Genomic DNA, 20,025 nt, shown 5'->3' on the forward strand with positions numbered 1-20,025 from the left:
AGGTCGATGGCGCTGTCGTGGTTGACCACGCCCTTCTTGGACTTCGAGCCCTTGTCGGAGGTGGCGGAGAACTGGCCCTTGGTGAGGCCATAGACCCCGTTGTTCTCGACGATATAGGTCATGTTGACCCCGCGCCGGATGGCGTGGGCGAACTGGCCGAAACCGATGGAGGCTGAGTCCCCATCGCCGGAGACCCCCAGATAGATCAGGTCGCGGTTGGCCAGGTTGGCGCCCGTCAGCACCGAGGGCATGCGGCCATGCACGGTGTTGAAGCCGTGGGAGGCGCCCAGGAAGTAGTCCGGAGTCTTGGACGAGCAGCCGATCCCCGACAGCTTGGCCACCCGGTGCGGCGGCAGGTCCAGCTCATAGGCCGCCTGAATGATGGCCGCGGAGATGGAGTCGTGACCGCAGCCGGCGCAGAGGGTGGAGACCGAGCCCTCATAGTCGCGCCGCGTCTTGCCCAGCGCGTTTGGGGCCAGCTTGGGGTGATGCAGCTGGGGCTTGGTGATGTAGGTCATTCGGCGGCCTCCGGGACCTGGCGGCGCTGCGGACTGGGCTCGGCCGGGGTGAGGCGTCCGGCGATCTCGCCGGTGATGAAGCGGGCGGTGATCGGGGTGCCGTCATAGTGCAGGACGGCGGTGAGCTTGGCCGGATCGACCCCGCCCTCGTTGATCAGCAGGGCGCGGAGTTGGGCGTCGCGGTTCTGCTCCACCACGAAGACCTGGTCGTGGGCGGCGATGAAGTCGAAGACCGCGTCGCAGAACGGGAAGGCGCGGACCCGCAGGGCGTCGACGTGGCGGCCCTCGCTCTCCATCACCTGCAGGGCCTCGTCCATGGCCGCGGCGGTGGAGCCGAAATAGATCACCCCGGTCTTGGTGGGCTTGGGCGCGTCGCGGCGGATCGGGGCCGGGACGATGGACTTGGCGGTCTCGAACTTCCTCAGCAGGCGCTGGACGTTGTCGACATAGACGCCGCCCTCCTCGCTGTAGCGGGCATAGGGGTTGCGCGAGGTGCCGCGGGTGAAATAGCCGCCCTTGGTGGGGTGGGTCCCGGGATAGGTGCGGAAGGGGATGCCGTCGCCGTCGACGTCGAGGTAGCGGCCGAAGTCGGCGCCGGCCTCAAGCTCGTCATGGGTCATGACCTTGCCGCGATCGAGGGTGCGGCTGTCGTCCCAGGCGAAGGGCTGCGTCAGCCACTCGTTCATGCCGATGTCAAGGTCGAGCAGGACGAAGATGGTGGTCTGCAGGCGGTCGGCGAGGTCGAAGGCGAGCGCGCCGAACTCGAAGCATTCGCCGGGATCCTGCGGCAGCAGCAGGACGTGCTTGGTGTCCCCGTGGCTGGCGTATGCCGCCGAGAGGATGTCGGACTGCTGGGTGCGGGTGGGCATGCCGGTGGACGGGCCGCCGCGCTGGACGTCGAAGATCACCGCCGGGATTTCGGCGAAATAGGACAGGCCGACAAACTCCTGCATCAAGGAGATCCCCGGCCCCGAGGTGGCGGTGAAGGCGCGCGCGCCGTTCCAGCCGGCGCCCACTACCATGCCGATGGAGGCGATCTCGTCCTCGGCCTGGACGATGGCGTAACGGGCCTTGCCGGTCGCCGGATCGGTGCGGTAGTCGGCGCAGAAGTCGGTGAAGGCCTCGGCCAGTGAGGTGGACGGCGTGATGGGGTACCAGGCGCAGACCGTGGCCCCGCCATAGACCGCGCCCAGGCCGGCGGCCATGTTGCCCTCGACATAGATGCGGTCGCCCACCTTGTCGGCGCGCCGGGCCCGCAGGCCAAGCTTGGGCAGGTTGGCGCCGACATAGTCGGCCCCCATGCGCAGGGCCGCGACATTGGCCGAGATCAGCCGCTCCTTGCCGGCGAACTGCTCGGCCAGCAGCTGTTCGATGACGCCGATCTCGATGTCCATCAGGGCGGCCAGCGCGCCGACATAGATGGTGTTCTTGAACAGCTGGCGTTCGCGCGGGACCGAATAGGCCTCGTTGCACATCCGCGTCAGGGGCACGCCGACGACGGTGATGTCCTGGCGGAATTTCGACGGCGGCAGGGGTTTGGTGGAGTCGTAGAACAGATAGCCGCCGGGCTCGATCTCGGCCAGGTCGCGGTCCCAGGTCTGCGGGTTCATGGCCACCATCAGGTCGACCCCGCCCCGGCGGCCCAGATGGCCGGCCTCGGTGACCCGGACCTCGTACCAGGTGGGCAGGCCCTGGATGTTGGAGGGGAAGATGTTGCGGGCCGCCACCGGCACGCCCATCCGCAGGAAGGACTTGGCGAACATGGCGTTGGCGCTGGCCGAGCCCGAACCGTTGACGTTGGCGAACTTGACGACGAAGTCGTTGACGGCCTCTAGCGGGCGCATGGGTGGTCTCCCGCGTGGGTCATCTCGAGGGTGAACTGCTGCATGTCCCAGGCGCCGGTGGGACAGCGTTCGGCGCAGAGGCCGCAGTGCAGGCAGACGTCCTCGTCCTTGACCATGATCCGCCCGGTCTTCAGCTCGCCGGAGACATAGAGGTCCTGGGTCAGGTTGAGCGCCGGGGCGCTGAGGCGCATCCGCACATCGCCCTCGTCGCCATTGGCGGTGAAGGTGATGGCGTCCACCGGGCAGATGTCGACGCAGGCGTCGCATTCGATGCAGATCGGCTCGGAGAACACCGTCTGGACATCGCAGTTCAGGCAGCGCTGGGCCTCGGCCAGGCCGAGCTGGAGATCAAAGCCCAGCTCCACCTCCAGCTTGACGTTCCGCAGGGCCTCGCCCTTTTCCCGCAGGGGGACCCGGTGGCGCTGGTCGTTGGAGACGTCGTTGTCGTAGCTCCACTCATGGATGCCCATCTTCTGGCTGACCATCGAGGTTCCCGGCGGCGGGCGATCGGCCACGTCCTGGCCCTCGCAGAATCGGTCGATGGAGATGGCCGCGTCGTGGCCGTGGGCCACGGCCCAGATGATGTTCTTGGGGCCGAAGGCCGAGTCGCCGCCGAAGAAGACCCTGGGCAGGGTGGACTGGAAGGTGACCTCGTCGACCTTGGGCATGCCCCAGTCGTCGAACGCCAGGCCGAGGTCGCGCTCGATCCAGGGGAAGGCGTTCTCCTGGCCGACGGCCACCAGGACGTCGTCGCACTCGAAGTGCTCGTCGGGCTCGCCGGAGGCCACCAGCTTGCGACGGCCGGCCGCGTCGAACTGGGCCACCACCTTCTCGAACAGCACCCCGGTGAGGCGGCCGTTCACGTGAGTGAATTCCTTGGGCACCAGGTAGTTGAGGATCGGGATGTCCTCGTGGAGGGCGTCCTCCTTCTCCCAGGGGGAGGCCTTCATCTCCTCGAAGCCGGAGCGGACGATGACCTTGACGTCCTCGCCGCCCAGCCGGCGCGAGGTGCGGCAGCAGTCCATGGCGGTGTTGCCGCCGCCCAGGACGATGACCCGCTTGCCGATCTTCTCGACATGCTCGAAGGCGACGCTGGAGAGCCAGTCGATGCCGATATGGATGTTGGCGGCGGCCTCCTTGCGGCCGGGCAGGTCCAGGTCGCGGCCGCGCGGCGCGCCGGTGCCGACGAAGATGGCGTCGTAGTCGTCGGCCAGCAGGCCCTTGAGACTGTCGATCCTCTGGCCCAGGCGCATGTCGATGCCCAGGCCGGTGATGTAGCCCACCTCCTCGTCGATCACCTCCTCCGGCAGGCGGAAGCGGGGGATCTGGCGGCGGATCATGCCGCCGGCCTTCTCGTCGCCGTCGAAGACCACCACGGTGTAGCCGAGGGGGGCCAGGTCTCTCGCCACCGTCAGGGCCGCGGGGCCGGCGCCCACCAGGGCCACCTTCTTGCCGTTGGAGACCGCCGGGACCTGGGGCAGGAAGCCGGTGATGTCGGTCTTGTTGTCGGCGGCCACCCGCTTCAACCGGCAGATGGCGACGGGCTCGTCCTCCACCCGGCCGCGGCGGCAGGCCGGCTCGCAGGGGCGGTCGCAGGTGCGGCCGAGGATTCCGGGGAAGACGTTGGACCGCCAGTTGACCATGTAGGCGTCGGCGTAGCGGCCGTCGGCGATCAAGCGAATGTATTCGGGGACGGGGGTATGGGCCGGACAGGCCCACTGACAATCGACGACCCTGTGAAAGTAGTCAGGCCCCTCGGTACTGGTGCGCTGCAAAACAATTTCCTTCCCGCGACGCTCTACTCTCGCGGTGACGAAAACGCCGTCCTGGCGTGCAGGAATGCGTTCGCCAGCCCCGACGCGGCGTTGGAATTCATCTAAATACCGTTCCGCCGCCGCGCCAATACGCTTTCTGATCAATGATCACTGAATCGGCGCCCCGCCTCGCGCGCAGCCGCTGGGGTCAACAGTGCGTGAGAGTCCGGCCCCGACGCGTCATGACGCTTTCCTTAATGAAATATGAACGGCACTCTAGGACTCCCGCGACAGGCGAGCGCTAACCTTGGAGAAGCGTCCGATGCCGAACGAAATGGACCTGCTGCCCGACGCCATCCCCTCGCCCTTCGAGGACGACGACGCGGCCTTCTACGACGCCGACGTCGAGATCAACGACCGCCGCGCCCGCGCCGAGAACGCCGAGGCCCTGCGGCTGGCCAGGGCGCTCTAGCCAGCCAGATGAGATCGGAGGCTAGCTCCTCCTCTCCCGCTTGCGGGAGAGGGTAGGGTGAGGGCTCTTTCTGAATCTCCGTGACCACTTCCAAGGCAGACGCGCAGCCCGGCTGCGCGCCCCCTCACCCTACCCTCTCCCCCTGAACGGGGAGAGGAGAAGATGGCTCGCCCTTCCCGATCCCCTGCGCCATGATCGCCGCCTAAACGGGGCGCGCCATGGGTTATCGACAGGTCGTGGGCACGACCACCTGGACCTTTTGCGATCTGAAGGACCTGCTGGCCAAGGCCTCGCCCCTGCGCTCGGGCGACGCCCTGGCCGGGCTGGCGGCCTCCTGCGCCCAGGAGAATGTGGCGGCCAAGCTGGCCCTGGCCGACCTGCCTCTGCGCGCCCTGCTGGACCAGCCGATCGTCCCCTATGAGAGCGACGAGGTCACCCGGCTGATCTGCGACAGCCATGACGCCGGGGCCTTCGCCCCGATCGCCTCCCTGACGGTGGGCGGGTTCCGCGACTTCCTGCTGGCGCAGACCACGACCACGCAGGTGCTGGCCGCCCTGGCCCCCGGCGTCACCCCGGAGATGGCCGCGGCGGTCAGTAAAATAATGCGAAGTCAGGACCTGATCCTGGCGGCTTCGAAATGCAGGGTGACCACCGCCTTCCGCGACACCATCGGCCTGCCCGGGACCATGGCCGTGCGGCTGCAGCCCAACCACCCCACCGACGACCCGGCGGGGATCACCGCCAGCGTGCTGGACGGCCTGATGTACGGCTGCGGCGACGCGGTGATCGGGATCAATCCGGCCAGCGACAGCCTGGCGGCGACCGGCGAGCTGCTGCGGTTGCTGGACGAGCTGATCGGGCGGTTCTCCATCCCCACCCAGTCCTGCGTGCTGGCCCACGTCACCTCGACGATCGAGCTGATCGAACGCGGGGCGCCGGTGGACCTGGTCTTCCAGTCCATCGCGGGTACGGAGGCCGCCAACGCCAGCTTCGGGGTGAACCTGGCCCTGCTGAAGGAGGGCCGGGAGGCGGCGCTCTCCCTGAAGCGCGGGACCGTCGGCGACAACGTCATGTACTTCGAGACCGGCCAGGGCTCGGCCCTGTCGGCGAACGCCCATCACGGGGTCGATCAGCAGACCCTGGAGGCCCGGGCCTATGGCGTGGCCCGCGCCTTCAAGCCGCTGCTGGTGAACACCGTCGTCGGCTTCATCGGGCCGGAATACCTCTATGACGGCAAGCAGATCATCCGGGCGGGGCTGGAGGACCATTTCTGCGGCAAGCTGCTGGGCCTGCCGCTGGGCTGCGACATCTGCCACACCAATCACGCGGAGGCCGACCAGGACGACCTGGACACCCTGCTGACCTTGCTGGCCACCGCCGGGGTCACCTTCGTCATGGGGGTGCCGGGCGGCGACGACGTGATGCTGGGCTACCAGTCCACCTCCTTCCACGACGCCCTCTATGTGCGCGAGCTGCTGGGTCTGAAACGGGCGCCGGAGTTCGAGGCCTGGCTGCGGGAGATGAGGATCACCGGGACGGGCGGCGCCCTGCTGCCGCGTACGGCGGGCCATCCGCTGCTGACCGGGAGCCGGGCGTGAGCCTGCCCGATCCCTGGACCCATCTGGCGGCCCTGACCCCGGCGCGGATCGCGCTGGGGCGCGCCGGTCCGGCCCTGCCGACGCGGGAGGTCCTGGCCCTGTCGCTGGCCCACGCCCAGGCCCGCGACGCCGTCCACGCCTCCTTCGACGCCGGCGCCGTGGCGCGCGGCCTGGAGGCCCTGGGCCATCCGACGATCCAGGTCGCCAGCGCCGCGCCGGACCGGGCCACCTATCTGCGCCGCCCCGACCTCGGGCGGCGGCTGTCGGCGGCCAGCCGCGGGGCCCTGGAGGCCTGGAGGCCGCGCGGCGCCGACCTGGTCCTGGTGGTGGCCGACGGGCTCTCCAGCGCCGCGGTCCACGCCCACGCCGTTCCCCTGATCGCGGCCCTTGCCCCCTATGTCGCCCGCGCCGGCTGGCGGTTGGGGCCGGTCGTGGTGGCGACCCAAGGCCGCGTGGCCCTGGGCGACGAGATCGGGCAGGTGCTGGACGCCGCCATGGTCGCCGTCCTGGTGGGGGAACGGCCGGGCCTGTCGGCGCCCGACAGCCTGGGGGTCTATCTGACCCATGGCCCGGCGGTGGGCCGCACCGACGCCGAGCGCAACTGCATCTCCAACATCCGCCCCGCCGGCCTCTGCTATGAAGAGGCGGCTTTCAAGCTCGCCTGGCACGTGGCCGAGGCGCGTCGCCTGGGCCTCACCGGGGTCGGACTGAAGGACGAGAGCGACCTGGTGAGCCTGACCGCCGAGCCGCCCCAGGCCCTGCCGCCGGCCTGACGAAGGGGCGCCGCGGGCCAGGGCCCGGCGCCCCCTGCGGCGGATTCGCGCGCGCTCCGCCGCGGGCTTTTCAGCCCATTTTCCCCTTTGTTCATTCCCAGCGGCGAGTATTTAAGCATGGGAAGGATCGCCGCCTTCGAGGACTTTGCCCCCAGCATGCAGGCCGACCTCGACACCCGCTTGGCCAGGATCGCGCGCGCCAGCGCCAACGGCATGATCCTGCTCGACCGCGACGGCAGGATCGACTGGGTCAATGCGGGCTTCACCACCATCAGCGGGTTCAATCTGGAGGAGGCCCGCGGCATGACGCCGTGCGCCCTGCTGGAAAGCCCCGACACCGATCCCCAGACCCTGGCCGACATCCGCGAGGCGATCGCCGAGGCCCGCGGATTCCGCCGCGAGGTGCAGCTCCAGGGCAAGGCCGGCCGCCGCTTCTGGATCGACCTTGACGTCCGCCCGACCTTCGACGCCGACGGCCGGCACGACGGCTTCGTCTCGGTCCAGACCGAGGTCACTTCGGCCAAGGCCCTGGAGGCCCGGCTGAAGGCTGCGTCCACCTCCCTGCGCTCGGCCGGCCACCTGGCCCAGCTGGGCGGCTGGGAAGTGGACCTGCGCGCCGCCGAGGTCCGCTGGAGCCCCGAGGTCCGCGAGATGCTGGGCCGGCCCCGCGCCGTCGACACCCTGCAGGGCTCCCTCGAGATGTATCCTGAGGGCGCGCGGGACGCGGTGCGCGAGCACCTGCGCGCGGCGATGCAGAGCGGGGCGCGCATCGAGCTGGACTCCCCGGTCCTCACCGCGTCCGGCGAGGAAAAGTGGCTCCGCATCGTCGGCGAGCCCGAGCTGGTGGACGGCAAGTGCGTGGCCATCCACGGCGCCATGCAGGACATCACTGCCCAGCGCCTGGCCCATGCCGAGCTTCTGGAGTCCGAGCGCTTCGCCCGCGGCGTCATCGACGGGGTGGCGGCCCTGCTCACCGTCATCGACGAGACCGGCGCCATCATCGCCGCCAACAAGGCCTTCAAGGCCCGGGGGGCGGAGATCACCAAGACCGAGACCTACGCCCTGGGCCGCAACCTGTTCAGCGTGGTGGAGCGGCTACCCGGCGCCCACGGCAAGGCCCTGAGCCGGGGCCTGCGCAACGTCCTGGCCGGCAAGACCGAGTCCTTCATCCGCGCCTATCAGGCGGCCAGCGGCGAGTGGTTCCGGATGACCGCCGCCCGCTTCGCCGGCGAGGGGCCGGTGCGCTGCGTGGTCATCACCCAGTCGGTCCAGGACCTGAAGCGGTCCGAGCGCCGGCTGCGGGAGCTCAACGCCAACCTCAAGCGCGCCCGCGACGAGGCCAATGCGGCCAACGCGGCCAAGTCCGCCTTCCTGGCCACCATGAGCCACGAGATCCGCACGCCGCTGAACGGGGTGCTGGGGATGGCCCAGGCCATGGCGCGCGACGAGCTGCCGCCGCAGCAGCGCGACCGGCTGATGGTGATCCGCCAGGCCGGCGAGACCCTGCTGGCCCTGCTCAACGACCTGCTGGACCTCTCGCGCATCGAGGCCGGGCGCCTGGAGCTGGAGGATTCCAGCCTCGACGTCCTGCAGCTGGTCCAGGGCGCCCAGGCCACCTTCACCACACTCGCCACCGAAAAGGATCTCAGCTTCACCCTTGAGGTATCGCCGGAGGCCCGGGGCGTCTGGGCTGGCGACCCGACCCGGGTGCGCCAGATCCTCTACAACCTGGTCTCCAACGCCGTGAAGTTCACCGTCGCCGGCGAGGTCAGGGTCGGCGTCTCCGTGGCCGGGCCGCACCTGGTGTTCCAGGTCTCCGACACCGGCCCCGGCATCGATCCCGATCGCCAGGGCGCCCTGTTCCAGAAGTTCGTCCAGGAGGACGCCTCCACCACGCGGCGTTTCGGCGGCTCGGGCCTGGGCCTGGCCATCTGCCGGGAGCTGGCCACCCTGATGGGGGGCGACATCCAGGTGGCCAGCCGCCTGGGCGAGGGCTCGGTCTTCACCGTGCGCCTGCCCCTGACCCGCCTGGGCGACTCCGAGACCCACAGCGTCCGCGAGGAGGCCTTCGAGGCCCCGCCCCTGCGGGACGGCTCGGCCCTGCGCATCCTGGCGGCCGAGGACAACCCGATGAACCAGCTGGTGCTGCGCACCCTGCTGGCCCAGGTGGGGGTCGAGGTCACCTGTGTGGACAATGGAGAGCTGGCGGTCGCCGCCGCGGCCAGCGGCGACTGGGACGCCATCCTCATGGACGTGCAGATGCCGGTGATGGACGGCCCCACCGCCACCCGGCTGATCCGCGACTGGGAGAAGGCCGAGGGCCGCCGCCGCACCCCGATCATCGCGCTGACCGCCAACGCCATGGCCCACCACGAGGCGGAGTACACCGCCGTGGGCATGGACGTCCTGGTGCCCAAGCCGCTGGAGCTGGAGCGCCTGCTGATCGCCATCCAGACCGTGCTGGAGGAGGCCGACGCCGAACAACTCGACGTCGTCAGCTGCGCCTGAGCTGGCCCCCTTTCCTCCCCCATTCATGGGGGAGGGGGACCGCCGATAGGCGGTGGAGGGGGCGGGACCGGGCTCCGAGCTTGAGGCCGCCCCCTCCACCACGCTACGCGCGGTCCCCCTCCCCCGTTCCGCTCCGCTTCACAGGGGAGGAAAGCTAGCCTTCGCCCTCCCGCGCGCTCTATGTTCCGCCCATTCAAACAAATGCATTTGGGAGCGGCGACATGGAACAGCGGCGATTGGGAACCAGCGGCCTGAAGGTCAGCGCCATCGGCCTGGGCTGCAACAATTTCGGGATGCGGATCAGCGCCGAGGAGACCCAGGTCGTCGTCGACGCGGCCCTGGACAACGGCATCACCTTCTTCGACACCGCCGACGTCTATGGCGGCACGAAGTCCGAGGAGTTCCTGGGAGCGGCCCTGAAGGGCAAGCGCGACAAGGCGGTGCTGGCCACCAAGTTCGCCATGGGCGAGGGCGCGGGGGGCTCGCGCCGCTATGTGGTGAGCGCGGTGGAGGCCAGCCTCAAGCGCCTGGGCACCGACCGCATCGACCTCTACCAGATGCACCGCGCCGATCCGGACACCCCCATCGAGGAGACCCTGCGGGCCCTGGACGACCTGGTGCGCGACGGCAAGGTGCTCTACCTCGGCAACTCCAACTTCACCGGCTGGCAGATCGCCGACGCGGACTGGATCTCCAAGACCCAAGGCCTGGAAAGATTCGTCTCGGCACAGAACAATTACAGCCTGCTGGAGCGCAATGTGGAGCGCGAGGTGCTGCCGGCCTGCGAGCAGTTCGGCCTGGGCTTCCTGCCCTTCTTCCCGCTGGCCTCCGGCCTGCTGTCGGGCAAGTACAGCCGCGGCGAGGCCCCGCCCGAGGGCACCCGCCTGGCCGCCTGGGGGCCGCGCGGCGCCGCGGCCCTCAACGACAAGAACTTCGACCGGATCGAGAAGCTGGACGCCTGGGCCAGGGACAACGGCCACACGATCCTGGAACTGGCCTTCGCCTGGATCCTGGGTCATCCGGTGGTGAGCTCGGTGATCGCCGGCGCCACCAAGGTCGACCAGATCGTCGCCAACGCCAAGGCCGGCGACTGGAAGCTGACGCCGGAGCAGGTGGAGGAAGTCACCAAGCTGGTGGGCAAGGAGTAGCCAGCTCCGTCATCCCGGACGGCCGACAGGCCGATCCGGGACCCAGGGGCTTAGCGCACGGCCCCTGGGTCCCGGCTCTCCGCTGCGCTGCGGCCGGGATGACGTGTGTTTGCTAGATCTCCTCGTCGGCGAAGCAGGCGACGTAGAGCTTGTCCAGCAGGCCGAACAGTTGGGCGCGCTCGTCCTTGGACAGGGCGACGTGGATCTTGGCCTCGTTGATGACCGCCACCTCGCGCAGGTCCTCCAGGGCCTTTTCCCCCACGGGCGTCACATAGAGGGAGTGGCGGCGGCGGTCCTCGGTGGAGCGCTGGCGCTCGGCCCAGCCCAGGCGTTCCAGGCTGTCCAGCAGGGCCACCACCGTGGCCTTGTCGAAGCCGATCTCGCGGGCCAGCGTCGTCTGGGACAGGCCCGGATTGGCGGCGATCAGGGCCAAGGCGCTGAACACGCCGGGCCGCACTTCCTTGCGGTTGATGCGATCGATGAAGGACCGCGACAGGTGGTTCTGGATGCGCCGGATGCGGAAGCCGATGACGTCCTTGAGCACGCCCAGATCGACGTCGGCGGGCAGGTCGATGACCGGCGCGGCCTTGGGGGAAACTGGCGGCATGGACGGCTGTCTTTCAGCGCTAGTCGCGCGGGGCGGATGTCCGTTCCTTGAGGAATCGGGCGACATCGTCAACCATTCTCTCGTGGCTCCACTCGGTGGCGTCCACCATGTCGGCGGGCATTTCGTAGACCGGTATCCCCGCCTTCTCCAGGGCCAGCTTGGTGAACTTGGCGCCCGAGACCGACAGCCGGTTGGTGGTGGGTTGCAGGATGACTGCGGCGTCGATGGAACACGCCTTGGCCTCCGACACCATCCAGTCGTTCATCCACGGCGGCAGGTGCAGCACCTCGTTCATGCCGCAGATGCGGCTGGCCAGGGCGCGGAGCGGATCGTCGAGGTTGTAGCGGATGTACTTGGCGCCGGTGAAGGGCAGGTACATGGACCAGACGAAGACGGCGCCCAGCCGCTCCTCCAGGGCGTCGTAGAAGCCGGGGTCGTGCCAGAGGCCGGCCCCGATCCACATCAGCCGGATCTTCTCGGTCTTGGCCACCGAGGCGCCGGCCTCGACCCGCGCCTTCACCTCGTCGCGGAACAGACGGGCGTGCTCCACGGCCCAGTCGGCGCCGCGGTGCCATTGGGGGATCATGGCGTTGGGCATCTGCTCGGCGATGCCGACCGGACAGGGGATGGTGCGGGTGGCCAGCTGGGCGGCCTCCTCCATCAGTTCCTCCTGCGCATTGATCCTGTGCATCAGGGCCAGCAGCTTGCCGTTGTCGAAGGTGCGCCCGGTCTCGGCCTCCAGGAAGCGGATCAGGCCCTTCATCTCCTCCACCAGCAGGTCGATGCGCTGGGCGGTGTAGACCTCGTCCCACTCCAGCTTGCCCTTGGTGAACCACTGGCCGTCCTTGTGCTCCCAGCCCGGCGCCTCGAGGGGATAGAAGCGCGAGCCGAGCGCCTCGGCCCACAGCGAGAAGACCCGCTGGATGCAGTCGCAGGTGAGCCGGGCCACCAGGACGGTGGGCCTGGGCAGGCCGCCCCACGGCGCCTTCTCCGGATCGTTGTCCAGGGTGCAGGCCAGGCCCAGGGAGCAGTAGCGGCAGGACGACGCCGGGAAGCCCCCCCGCTCCATCACTTCGAAATAATAGGGCGAGAGCTGCTTGGCCGAGATGTAGGCCGCCCACCACTGGTTGGTCACCATGGGGATGTCCATCACGTGGAAGATCTCGTGCGGGGTGTCGGCCTGGACGATGGCGAAGGGCTCGCCCTTCTCGACGACCCGCTCCTGCAGCTCCTTGACGAACTCGCGCTGGAAGCGGGTGGCGAGCGCGGTGGAATTCAGGCGCTTGCTGGAGCGTTCGCCGGTCTGGCGGGTGATGTCAGTCGTGTCGGACGGGTTGGTCATGGCGGCTACTCGAAGAGCTGGGCGGCGGCGAGCTCGGCGTAGGTCTCGGCGGAGAGACCGATGAGGTCGCGGCAGATGGTTTGGTTGTGCTGGCCCAGGCCCGGCGCCGTGGTCATGACGGCCGGCGTACGGGAGAGCTTGTAGGGGAGGCTCTGGTGCTCGAAGGCGCCCAGGACCGGATTGTCGAGCCGGGTGAGGAAGTCCCGCGCGCGAAGCTGCGGGTCGCGGTCCACCAGGTCGGCGCAGGTCTGGACCACCCCGGCGGCGACGCTCGCGGCCTGGAGGCGGGCCATAAGGTCGTAGCCGTCCTGGGTCGTGGTCCAGGCGGCGATCGAGGCGGCGGTGGGCTCCGCGCCCATCAGGCCCGCGAGCCTTGCGACGGCGGCCTCATCTTCGGCGGTGATGGCGATCCAGCGGTCGTCGCCGGCGGTGGGATAGACCCCTTGCAACAGCACCGTGCGGTCGGCGTTGCCGGTGCGCTGGGGCGGGCCGTCGATCTGGGCCTCCAGCATGGCGCCGGCCATCTGCTGGACGCAGATCTCGTACATCGACGCATCGATGTGACAGCCCTCCCCCGTCCGGCGGCGATGATCCACGGCGGCGGCCAGGGCGGCGGCCATGTAGGGCGGCAGCAGCAGGTCGCCATAGGGCGCCGCGCTCGGCGTCACCGGCGCACGGTCGGGCCAGCCGGTCATGAAAAGGCGCCCCGAGAGCGCCGCCCCGGTGCCGTCGACGCCGGGGGTGCGGGCGAGCGGGCCCGTCTGGCCGTAGATGGAGCCGCTCAGCATGATCAGGTCAGGGCGCCGCGCCTTGAGGGTCGCGTAGTCGAGGCCCAGGGAGGCCATGGCGCCGGGCGAGAAGTTCTCCACCACCACGTCGGCCCAGGCGATCAGCGGGTCGATCACCTCCCGCCGGCGGGGGTGCTTCATGTTGATCCGCAGGCCCTGCTTCGACGTGTTCATGTGGATGAACCAGGGCTTGTCGTCGAACTGGCCGGGCCGCGACGCCGCCACCTGGACATCGATCCGCGACAGGCAGGGGCGGGTCGAGGACTCCACCTTGATCACCGTGGCCCCGTAGTCGGCCAGGTTCTTGGTGGTGACCGAGCCCACCAGGGCCCAGGAAAAGTCGAGGACCTTGAGGCCCTTCAGGGGCGGCTCATGGCTGGGCTTGGCGAGAGCGGGGGCGACGGGGGCGGCGAGCCATTCGGCCAGAACCGCGTCCGTGTGCTCGCCGATCTGCGGCGCGGTTCCGACCGAGAGGTCTCCGGCCCGGATGAAGGCCTTGGGCGCCACCACGTCCCCGACCTTGGCGAACAGCTGGCGGGCGAGGAGGTGGGGGTCGGCCAGGACGTCGCCGGGTTCGTTGGCGACGGTGGCGTTGATTTCGCGCCGGGCGGCGACCTGAGCCTTGGTGCGGGTCTGGAAGAAGGCGTCCATGGCCGCCTCCCATTCCGCGCGGGTCTCGGCCGGCACGGTGGAGCGGTTGTAGGTCGGCCAGTCGACCTCAGCCATTGGGCAGTCGAACCCGGCCTCGATCATCCAGGCGCAGAGGGCGGCGTTGGGGCCGGCGCCGGCGCGGCCGGAGGCGAGACTGTGGAAGGCGTAGCCGTCGGCCAGCTGCCAGATGCAGCGGATCTTGGCCATGCCATAGGCGATCTGGACCCCGGTGCGGGGCAGGAGCTTCTGATCGAACTGCCAGGCCAGGACGCCGTTGGTGTTGCGGCTGGCCGCCACCTCCTGGACCGAGACGTCGACGTGCTGACCGAGGCCCGAGCTCGCCCGTTCGACCAGCGCGAACAGGGCGCCGGCGGCGGCCGAGCCATTGGCGTGGAAGACGCAGGCGTCGGCGGCCTCCTTCACCGGGGCGCGGTCGGGATAGCCGGTGACCGCCAGCGTCCCGCCGAGCGCCGAGCAGACCAGCTCGCCGCCCGCCCAGTCGGCATAGGGGCCGGCCGAGCCGAAGGGGGTGATGGAGACGCCGATCAGGCCGGGATTGGTCTTCGCGAGCGTTTCGTGGTCGAGACCCAGGGCCGCGCGGCGCGAAGCCGGCAGGGCGTCGATGAGGATGTCGGCCTTGGCGGCGAGCGCCTTGAGGTCGGGGCTGTCCAGGTCGAGCACCACCGAGCACTTGCCGAGATTGCGGGCGATCCAGGCGGGGTCGGAACGGCCGTGGGCGTCGATGCGGGCGGGGTCGCCGCCTGGAGGCTCCACCTTCACCACCTCGGCGCCCAGGGTGGCCAGGAACCGGCCGCAGGCGGCGCCGAGCGCCCCGCCCAGGTCGAGGACGCGATAGCCGGAGAGCAGGGCCGCGCTCATGCTGGCACGCGGGCCGTCAGCCCACTGATGAAATTGGCCAATAGGGGCGCGAGGGCGGCGGCGTCAGGACGGTGCGGCTGGCCCTCGAAGCAGATCGTGGCGACGCCCGCGGCCTCCAGGGCGCGGCGCTGGGCGGGGTACTCCCAGGTCAGCGCCTCCTCCTCCGCATAGAAGTTGAAGATCACCCCGGCCGCCCCGCAGGCCTGGGCGAAGTCGGCGAGCGGCCTCGGCGACTGGGGGAAGGTGCGGCTGGAGGCGACGTCGCGGTGATAGTGGGTCGCCAGCGCCCGCAGGGGGTCGGGGCCGGGCTCGACGTCCGGGCCGATCATCGGCTCGCCGAACTCGTGGAAGTCGCCTGTCACCCGGCCACCGGCCGCCTCGACGAGGGCGTGCAGGGCGGAGGTGTCCAGAGGGCTGCCGGCGATGACGATGCGGGGGGCCTCAGAGACCGGGCCGGGGTTGGCCAGGACCGCAGCCAGGGCGGCGTCGAAGGCGGGGCCGGCCATGGCGCCCTTGGCGGCGAAGACCGAATTGGCCTGGACGCCGCTCACCCTACCCTCTCGGCGCAGGGCCACGAGATCGCGCATCGCCGCGCGGCGGGCGTTGGAGTCCGAGATGGCGGCGCTGAGGTTGGCGTCCGTGACCGGGGTCCCGGTGACCCGTTCAAGGGCGGCCTTCAGCTCGCCGATGCGTGCGAAATTGTACTCGGCGCTGGAGTACCAGGGGGTGTGCAGCAGGTCGAAGAGCAGGGGCTCGGGAACGCGGGCCTCCCCCATGCGGCGGACCTCGCAGAGATAGTAGTAGAGGCGCTGCACTGAGTCCGAGGTGCGGGGCAGGACCACGGCGTCGACGAAGTCGTAGCGCCCGGCCAGCAGGCCCTCGAAGACGGCGCGGACAATGGGGTCGAACAGGTCCTCCATGTAGCGGTCGGCGAGCGGCGTGGCCTCCGCCCCGGCCGCCAGTTGCAGGGGAAAGGCGCCGGCCGCGGCGATCAGTTCGGTGGGGCTGGTGTTGGTGAGCCAGCCCACCACCTTGCCGCCCCGGGCCTTGTGGGCGCGGGCGGCGGCCTCGCGATCCTTGAGCGCGTCGACGAAAGGCGCAAAGACATCGGCCATCATCAGGCTCCGAGCAGCTTGGGCAGGAACAGCGCCATGCCCGGGACCGCGACGATCAGGGCCACATGGGCCAGGTCTGAGATCAGGAACGGCACGATGCCCTTGAAGATGGTCATCAGGGGGATGTCGCGGGCCAGGTTGTGGATGACGTAGACGTTCATCCCCACCGGCGGGTGGACGAAGCCGATCTCCATGGTCCGCACCATCAGGATGCCGAACCAGATCGGATCTATGCCCATCTGGTGGGTGATGGGCAGGAAGATCGGAATGACCAGGGTCATCATGGCCAGGCCGTCGAGGAACATGCCGAGCGCCAGCAGCAGGATGACGAAGGCGATGATGACGCCGAGCTTCGACAGGCCCGCGTCGACGATGGCGCCGCTGATCAGCTCCCCGAAGCCGGTGGCGCTGATGAAGGTGGAGAAGATGATGGCGGCGATGATGATGGCGTAGATCATGCCGGTGGTGCGCAGGGTGTCGCCCACCGCCTTGGAGAGCGCCGGCAGGGTCAGGCGGCGGCGCCAGGCGCAGATGGCCAGCGCGCCGACGGCTCCGATGCTGGCGGCCTCGGTCGGCGAGAACCAGCCCGCCGCGATGCCGCCGATCACCAGCAGGACCAGCAGGCCCACGTCGATCAGGCCCTTCAGGGAGGCGAGGCGTTCGCCCCACGCAACCCGCTCGCTGGGGGGCCCCAGGGCAGGCCGCCATTTGCAGAGCATCCAGATCACGGCCATGTAGAACAGGGCCTGGGTCACCGCGGGCACGATGGCGGCGGTGAACAGCTTGCCGATCGATTGCTCGGCGAGGATGCCGTAGACGATCAGGGCGGCGCTGGGCGGGGTGAGCGAGCCGATGGTGCCGCCGGCCGCCAGGGCCCCGGTGGCCAGGGCCGGCGAGTAACTTCGTTTCCGCATTTCGGGCAGGGCCACCAGCCCCATGGTGGCCACGGTGGCCAGGCTGGAGCCGGAGATGGCGCCGAAGCCCGCGCAGCCGACGATGGAGGCCAGCGCCAGGCCGCCGGGCTTGTGGCCGATGAACTTGGCCGCCGAGTCGTAGAAGTTCTGGCTGGCGCCCGCGGCGAAGCACAGGTGGGCCATCAGCAGGAACAGCGGCAGGACCCCCAGCTCGTACTTGGAGACCATGTCGAAGGCCACGACCCCGGCCTTGATCAGGGCGGCCTCCGGCGAGATCAGCACGGCCAGACCCGCAATGCCGACGATCCCCAGCGACACCGCGATGGGGGCGCCGAGCGCCAGCAGGACCAGGAGGGCGACGACGCCGGCGACGCCGATCATGTCAGGGCTCAAGGGGAGCCTCCGCAAGCTTGGGCCGGAACACCTGGATCAGGAACAGCAGGGCGGCGGCGGCGCAGGCGGAGCACCAGAGGACGCGAAGCGGCGCCAGGGGCAGGTGCAGCAGGTCGGTGCGTTCGTCGCCGGGCAGGGTGTCGGAGAGCAGCCAGAAGCCGCCCACCGCGAGACTAGCGAAGAACAGGGTCGAGAGCAGGGCCGCGAACCGCGCCAGCACCCGGCGGGGCCCCGGCGGCAGGCGCTCGGTGATCACGTGGACGGCGGCGTGGGTCCCGGCCAAGGTCGCGCCGACGAGCGCCGCCGAGGTGGCGATCACCACGCAGACCTGGACGATCTCGATGCTGCCCGCGAAGGGCAGTCCCGAATGGCGGCCCACGACGCTGAGGAAGTCCACGGCCATGGCCGCGAACAGGCCGACGCCGCCGATGGCGAAGCAGACCGCCGCCGGACGGCCGAGCCTGTCCTTAACCTCCGCCACGCGCCAACCCCCAATTCGTTTGTTTGTTATATCGTTTGTGGAGTAAACGGTTTTCGGCGGGTCCTGTCAACGTCAGGAAAAAGTCACCCGGTCTCCGTCCCAGGCGAAGCTCGTCTTCAAGCCGACCGCCGCGCTGATCTTCGCCACATAGTCAGCCACCGCCTGGCCGCGCGCGTCGTTCCCCAGCACCTCCGGCTGGCCGGCCGGCGTCATCCAGCCGGGCCGGAAGCCGGCGCTGACCGACCCGTCCGCCCCGATCGCGCAGTCGGCCAGGATCAGGTTCTTGGCCTCCGGATGGAAGGGATAGAGGGGATAGTCCGGGTCCGGCTCGAAGCCGAACAAGGCCCTGCGCTTGATGGCCCAGGCCTTCCGCTCGGGGCTCTCATTGCCCTCCACCGACAGGGCCTTGGTGACCACCACGAAGTTGCCCAGGCCGTGGAAGATCGGCTTGCCGCGATAGGTCTCCACCCCCTGGATGAGGTGACCGTGGGAGCCGGTGACGATGTCGGCCCCGGCCTCGATGGCGGCTCTGGCCACGGCGCGCTCGTACATGGCCAGGTGCGACGGCGTGTGGACCACCCCCTTGTGGAAGGCGACCACCAGGACGTCGACCCGGGGCCGCAGGGCGGCGATGTCGGCCGCCATGGCCTCGACGGTGTCGGGATCGGCGAAGGTGTAGACCTTGGCCGGGCCGCCGGGATTGGCGCCCTCCGGCTCATAGTGGCTGATGATCTTGATATAGGCGCAGCCGGCCCGCCGCTCGGCCGCCCAGCCCTCGCGCGGCCCCACGCAGTTGTAGGAGAGCACGCCGACCTTCAGGCCGCCGCGCGCGACGATGGCCGGCGCGCGGGCGGCGGCCAGGTTGGCGCCCGCGCCGGTCGTCTCGATCCCCAGGGCGCGCAGGCCGTCGATGGTGTCGGCGATCCCCTCCCCGCCCCGGTCGTGGATGTGGTTGCCGGCCAGGGTGGCGATGTGGAATCCGGCCCGGCCGAGGGCGGCCAGGTTTTCCGGCGGCGCGCCGGGGGCGGGGATGTCGCCCACCGACTCCGTCCCACGATCGGTATGCGGCACCTCCACATGGCCCACCAGGATATCGGCCTGGGCCAGCGCGTCCCGGGAGAGGTCGAAGAAGAAGTCGGCCTTGGGCTCGTCCAGGACCAGGTCGCCCACCAGCATCAGTCTCAGGGTCATTACCCCAGCCTAGGCCTCGGCCGGCGCCGACTCCAGGGCCGCCCGTTCCATCAGCCGCCGGGCATGGGCGCCGCCGGCGTCGATGGCCAGCGTCACCAGCCGCATTTCGGGGCGCAGGTCGATGTTGCGCTGCTGGGCCTCCAGCACCACCACGTCCTCGTCGAAGACGCCGGCCTGGCTCTGGCGCATGCGCTCGGTGAGTCCGGCGTCGCCGATGTCGAAGGATCGCGCCATGCCCCAGTAGTAGCGGCAACTGGTCTCGGTCTCCGGGGTCATGAAGTTGACCACCACCCCCTCGACGCCCTGGGAGCGGTCGCCCTCCGGCGCGCCCGTTCCGACCGGCGCCACGCCCACCTCGATGGTCACCGCCGACGGCAGGGCGAAGTGGCAGATCTGCCAGCGGTCCACCAGGCCCTCCTTCTTCAGGAAGGTGCGCCAGAAGGGCGGGGCGTCGATACCCTTCATCCAGCGCTCGACGACGACGTTTTCGCCCTCAAGGCGCGTGTCGATGGGGGCGTCGACGATCTCCTTCTGGCCGATGGAGGACGGGTGGACATAGGTCTCGTGGCTGAGGTCCATCAGGTTGTCCACCAGCAGGCGGTAGTCGCAGCCCACGGCGTAGACGTCGCCCTCGAAGGTCCAGTCGGGGTGTTCGCAGAACCAGAAGTGGGGGATCAGGGCCGGGTCGGCGGCGGCGGGCTCGCCGATCCAGATCCAGACGAAGCGGTAGCGCTCCACCAGGCGATAGGCCCGGGTCGAGAGCCGCGGCGGCGCGTCCTGGCCCGGCATCTCCACGCAGGCGCCGGACCCGTCCACCACCAGGCCGTGATAGACGCAGCGCAGGGTGTCGCCCTCCACGGTCCCCAGCGACAGGGGCGCCAGGCGGTGCGGACAGAAGTCGGCCAGGGCCGCGGCCGAGCCGTCGGCCCGGCGGTACAGCACCACCTTCTCACCGCAGATCGTGCGGGCCAGTGGCTTGCCCCCGACCTCCTTGTCCCAGGCGGCCACGTACCAGCGATTGCGGATGAACATGGCGCGGGGCTCCCTGG

16 protein-coding genes and 1 pseudogene are annotated in these 20,025 nt (G+C 69.8%); 5 read left to right on the forward strand and 12 right to left on the reverse strand.

Going from position 1 to position 20,025, the window contains the following annotated elements; genetic code table 11:
- The 3 genes from Q7T09_RS11670 to Q7T09_RS11680 all read right to left on the reverse strand — a co-directional run.
- The coding region (locus Q7T09_RS11670) for a thiamine pyrophosphate-dependent enzyme (RefSeq protein WP_304699847.1) at positions 1-518 on the reverse strand (518 nt) is incomplete at its 3' end.
- Complete coding sequence (locus Q7T09_RS11675; RefSeq protein WP_304699848.1) at positions 515-2,362, reverse strand: 2-oxoacid:acceptor oxidoreductase subunit alpha; 1,848 nt, start codon at positions 2,360-2,362, stop codon at positions 515-517. The genes Q7T09_RS11675 and Q7T09_RS11670, both read right to left, overlap by 4 nt.
- A complete protein-coding gene (locus Q7T09_RS11680) occupies positions 2,350-4,137 on the reverse strand; it encodes an FAD-dependent oxidoreductase (protein ID WP_304699849.1) in 1,788 nt (595 codons plus the stop codon). Before Q7T09_RS11680 ends, Q7T09_RS11675 begins: the two co-directional genes overlap by 13 nt.
- A 301-nt stretch (positions 4,138-4,438) precedes the next feature.
- Here Q7T09_RS11680 and Q7T09_RS11685 point away from each other — a divergent pair, with 301 nt between their 5' ends.
- From Q7T09_RS11685 to Q7T09_RS11700, 4 genes are all read left to right on the forward strand, one after another.
- On the forward strand, positions 4,439-4,588 hold the full coding sequence (locus tag Q7T09_RS11685) for a hypothetical protein (protein ID WP_304699850.1): 150 nt from the start codon (positions 4,439-4,441) through the stop codon (positions 4,586-4,588).
- Positions 4,589-4,806: 218 nt separating this feature from the next.
- Positions 4,807-6,186: an ethanolamine ammonia-lyase subunit EutB gene (locus tag Q7T09_RS11690; protein WP_304699851.1), complete on the forward strand. Its 1,380-nt coding sequence runs from the start codon at positions 4,807-4,809 to the stop codon at positions 6,184-6,186.
- Entirely contained in the window at positions 6,183-6,959 is a 777-nt protein-coding gene (gene eutC, locus Q7T09_RS11695; RefSeq protein WP_304699852.1) for an ethanolamine ammonia-lyase subunit EutC, read from the forward strand. Before Q7T09_RS11690 ends, eutC begins: the two co-directional genes overlap by 4 nt.
- 117 nt (positions 6,960-7,076) lie before the next feature.
- The gene (locus Q7T09_RS11700) at positions 7,077-9,467 is read left to right on the forward strand and encodes a PAS domain-containing hybrid sensor histidine kinase/response regulator (protein ID WP_304699854.1); all 2,391 of its coding nucleotides are present in this window, start codon (positions 7,077-7,079) and stop codon (positions 9,465-9,467) included.
- Here Q7T09_RS11700 and Q7T09_RS11705 read toward each other — a convergent pair.
- Positions 9,454-9,528 (reverse strand): annotated as a pseudogene (locus Q7T09_RS11705) (hypothetical protein); the annotation flags it as partial. The gene Q7T09_RS11700 and the pseudogene Q7T09_RS11705 overlap by 14 nt on opposite strands.
- A 160-nt stretch (positions 9,529-9,688) precedes the next feature.
- On the opposite strand from Q7T09_RS11705, the gene Q7T09_RS11710 reads away from it, so the two are divergent.
- The gene (locus Q7T09_RS11710) at positions 9,689-10,615 is read left to right on the forward strand and encodes an aldo/keto reductase (RefSeq protein ID WP_304699856.1); all 927 of its coding nucleotides are present in this window, start codon (positions 9,689-9,691) and stop codon (positions 10,613-10,615) included.
- A gap of 112 nt (positions 10,616-10,727) precedes the next feature.
- On the opposite strand, the gene Q7T09_RS11715 is transcribed toward Q7T09_RS11710, so the two are convergent.
- The 8 genes from Q7T09_RS11715 to Q7T09_RS11750 all read right to left on the reverse strand — a co-directional run bounded on the left by Q7T09_RS11715 (position 10,728) and on the right by Q7T09_RS11750 (position 20,008).
- Positions 10,728-11,222 (reverse strand): MarR family winged helix-turn-helix transcriptional regulator, encoded by a 495-nt coding sequence (locus Q7T09_RS11715; RefSeq protein WP_304699858.1) that lies wholly within the window; start codon positions 11,220-11,222, stop codon positions 10,728-10,730.
- Positions 11,223-11,241: 19 nt separating this feature from the next.
- Entirely contained in the window at positions 11,242-12,564 is a 1,323-nt protein-coding gene (locus Q7T09_RS11720; RefSeq protein ID WP_304699860.1) for a 2-hydroxyacyl-CoA dehydratase subunit D, read from the reverse strand.
- Between the two features lie 5 nt (positions 12,565-12,569).
- Complete coding sequence (locus Q7T09_RS11725; RefSeq protein WP_304699861.1) at positions 12,570-14,882, reverse strand: CoA transferase; 2,313 nt, start codon at positions 14,880-14,882, stop codon at positions 12,570-12,572.
- Complete coding sequence (locus Q7T09_RS11730) at positions 14,879-15,997, reverse strand: 2-hydroxyacyl-CoA dehydratase subunit D (RefSeq protein ID WP_304699862.1); 1,119 nt, start codon at positions 15,995-15,997, stop codon at positions 14,879-14,881. Before Q7T09_RS11730 ends, Q7T09_RS11725 begins: the two co-directional genes overlap by 4 nt.
- Positions 15,998-15,999: 2 nt before the next feature.
- The gene (locus tag Q7T09_RS11735; protein ID WP_304699863.1) at positions 16,000-17,304 is read right to left on the reverse strand and encodes a TRAP transporter large permease; all 1,305 of its coding nucleotides are present in this window, start codon (positions 17,302-17,304) and stop codon (positions 16,000-16,002) included.
- Positions 17,294-17,785 carry a TRAP transporter small permease gene (locus Q7T09_RS11740; protein ID WP_304699865.1) on the reverse strand — a complete coding sequence of 164 codons (492 nt, stop codon included), beginning with the start codon at positions 17,783-17,785 and terminating at the stop codon, positions 17,294-17,296. The genes Q7T09_RS11735 and Q7T09_RS11740 overlap by 11 nt, the downstream gene beginning before the upstream one ends.
- Before the next feature lie 72 nt (positions 17,786-17,857).
- Positions 17,858-18,976, reverse strand: coding sequence for a CapA family protein (locus Q7T09_RS11745; RefSeq protein ID WP_304699866.1), 1,119 nt, complete (start codon positions 18,974-18,976; stop codon positions 17,858-17,860).
- A gap of 9 nt (positions 18,977-18,985) precedes the next feature.
- On the reverse strand, positions 18,986-20,008 hold the full coding sequence (locus tag Q7T09_RS11750; protein WP_304699868.1) for an aromatic ring-hydroxylating dioxygenase subunit alpha: 1,023 nt from the start codon (positions 20,006-20,008) through the stop codon (positions 18,986-18,988).
- Between the last annotated feature and the right edge of the window lie 17 nt (positions 20,009-20,025).

Source organism: Phenylobacterium sp. (genome assembly GCF_030645195.1).
GTDB lineage: Bacteria > Pseudomonadota > Alphaproteobacteria > Caulobacterales > Caulobacteraceae > Phenylobacterium.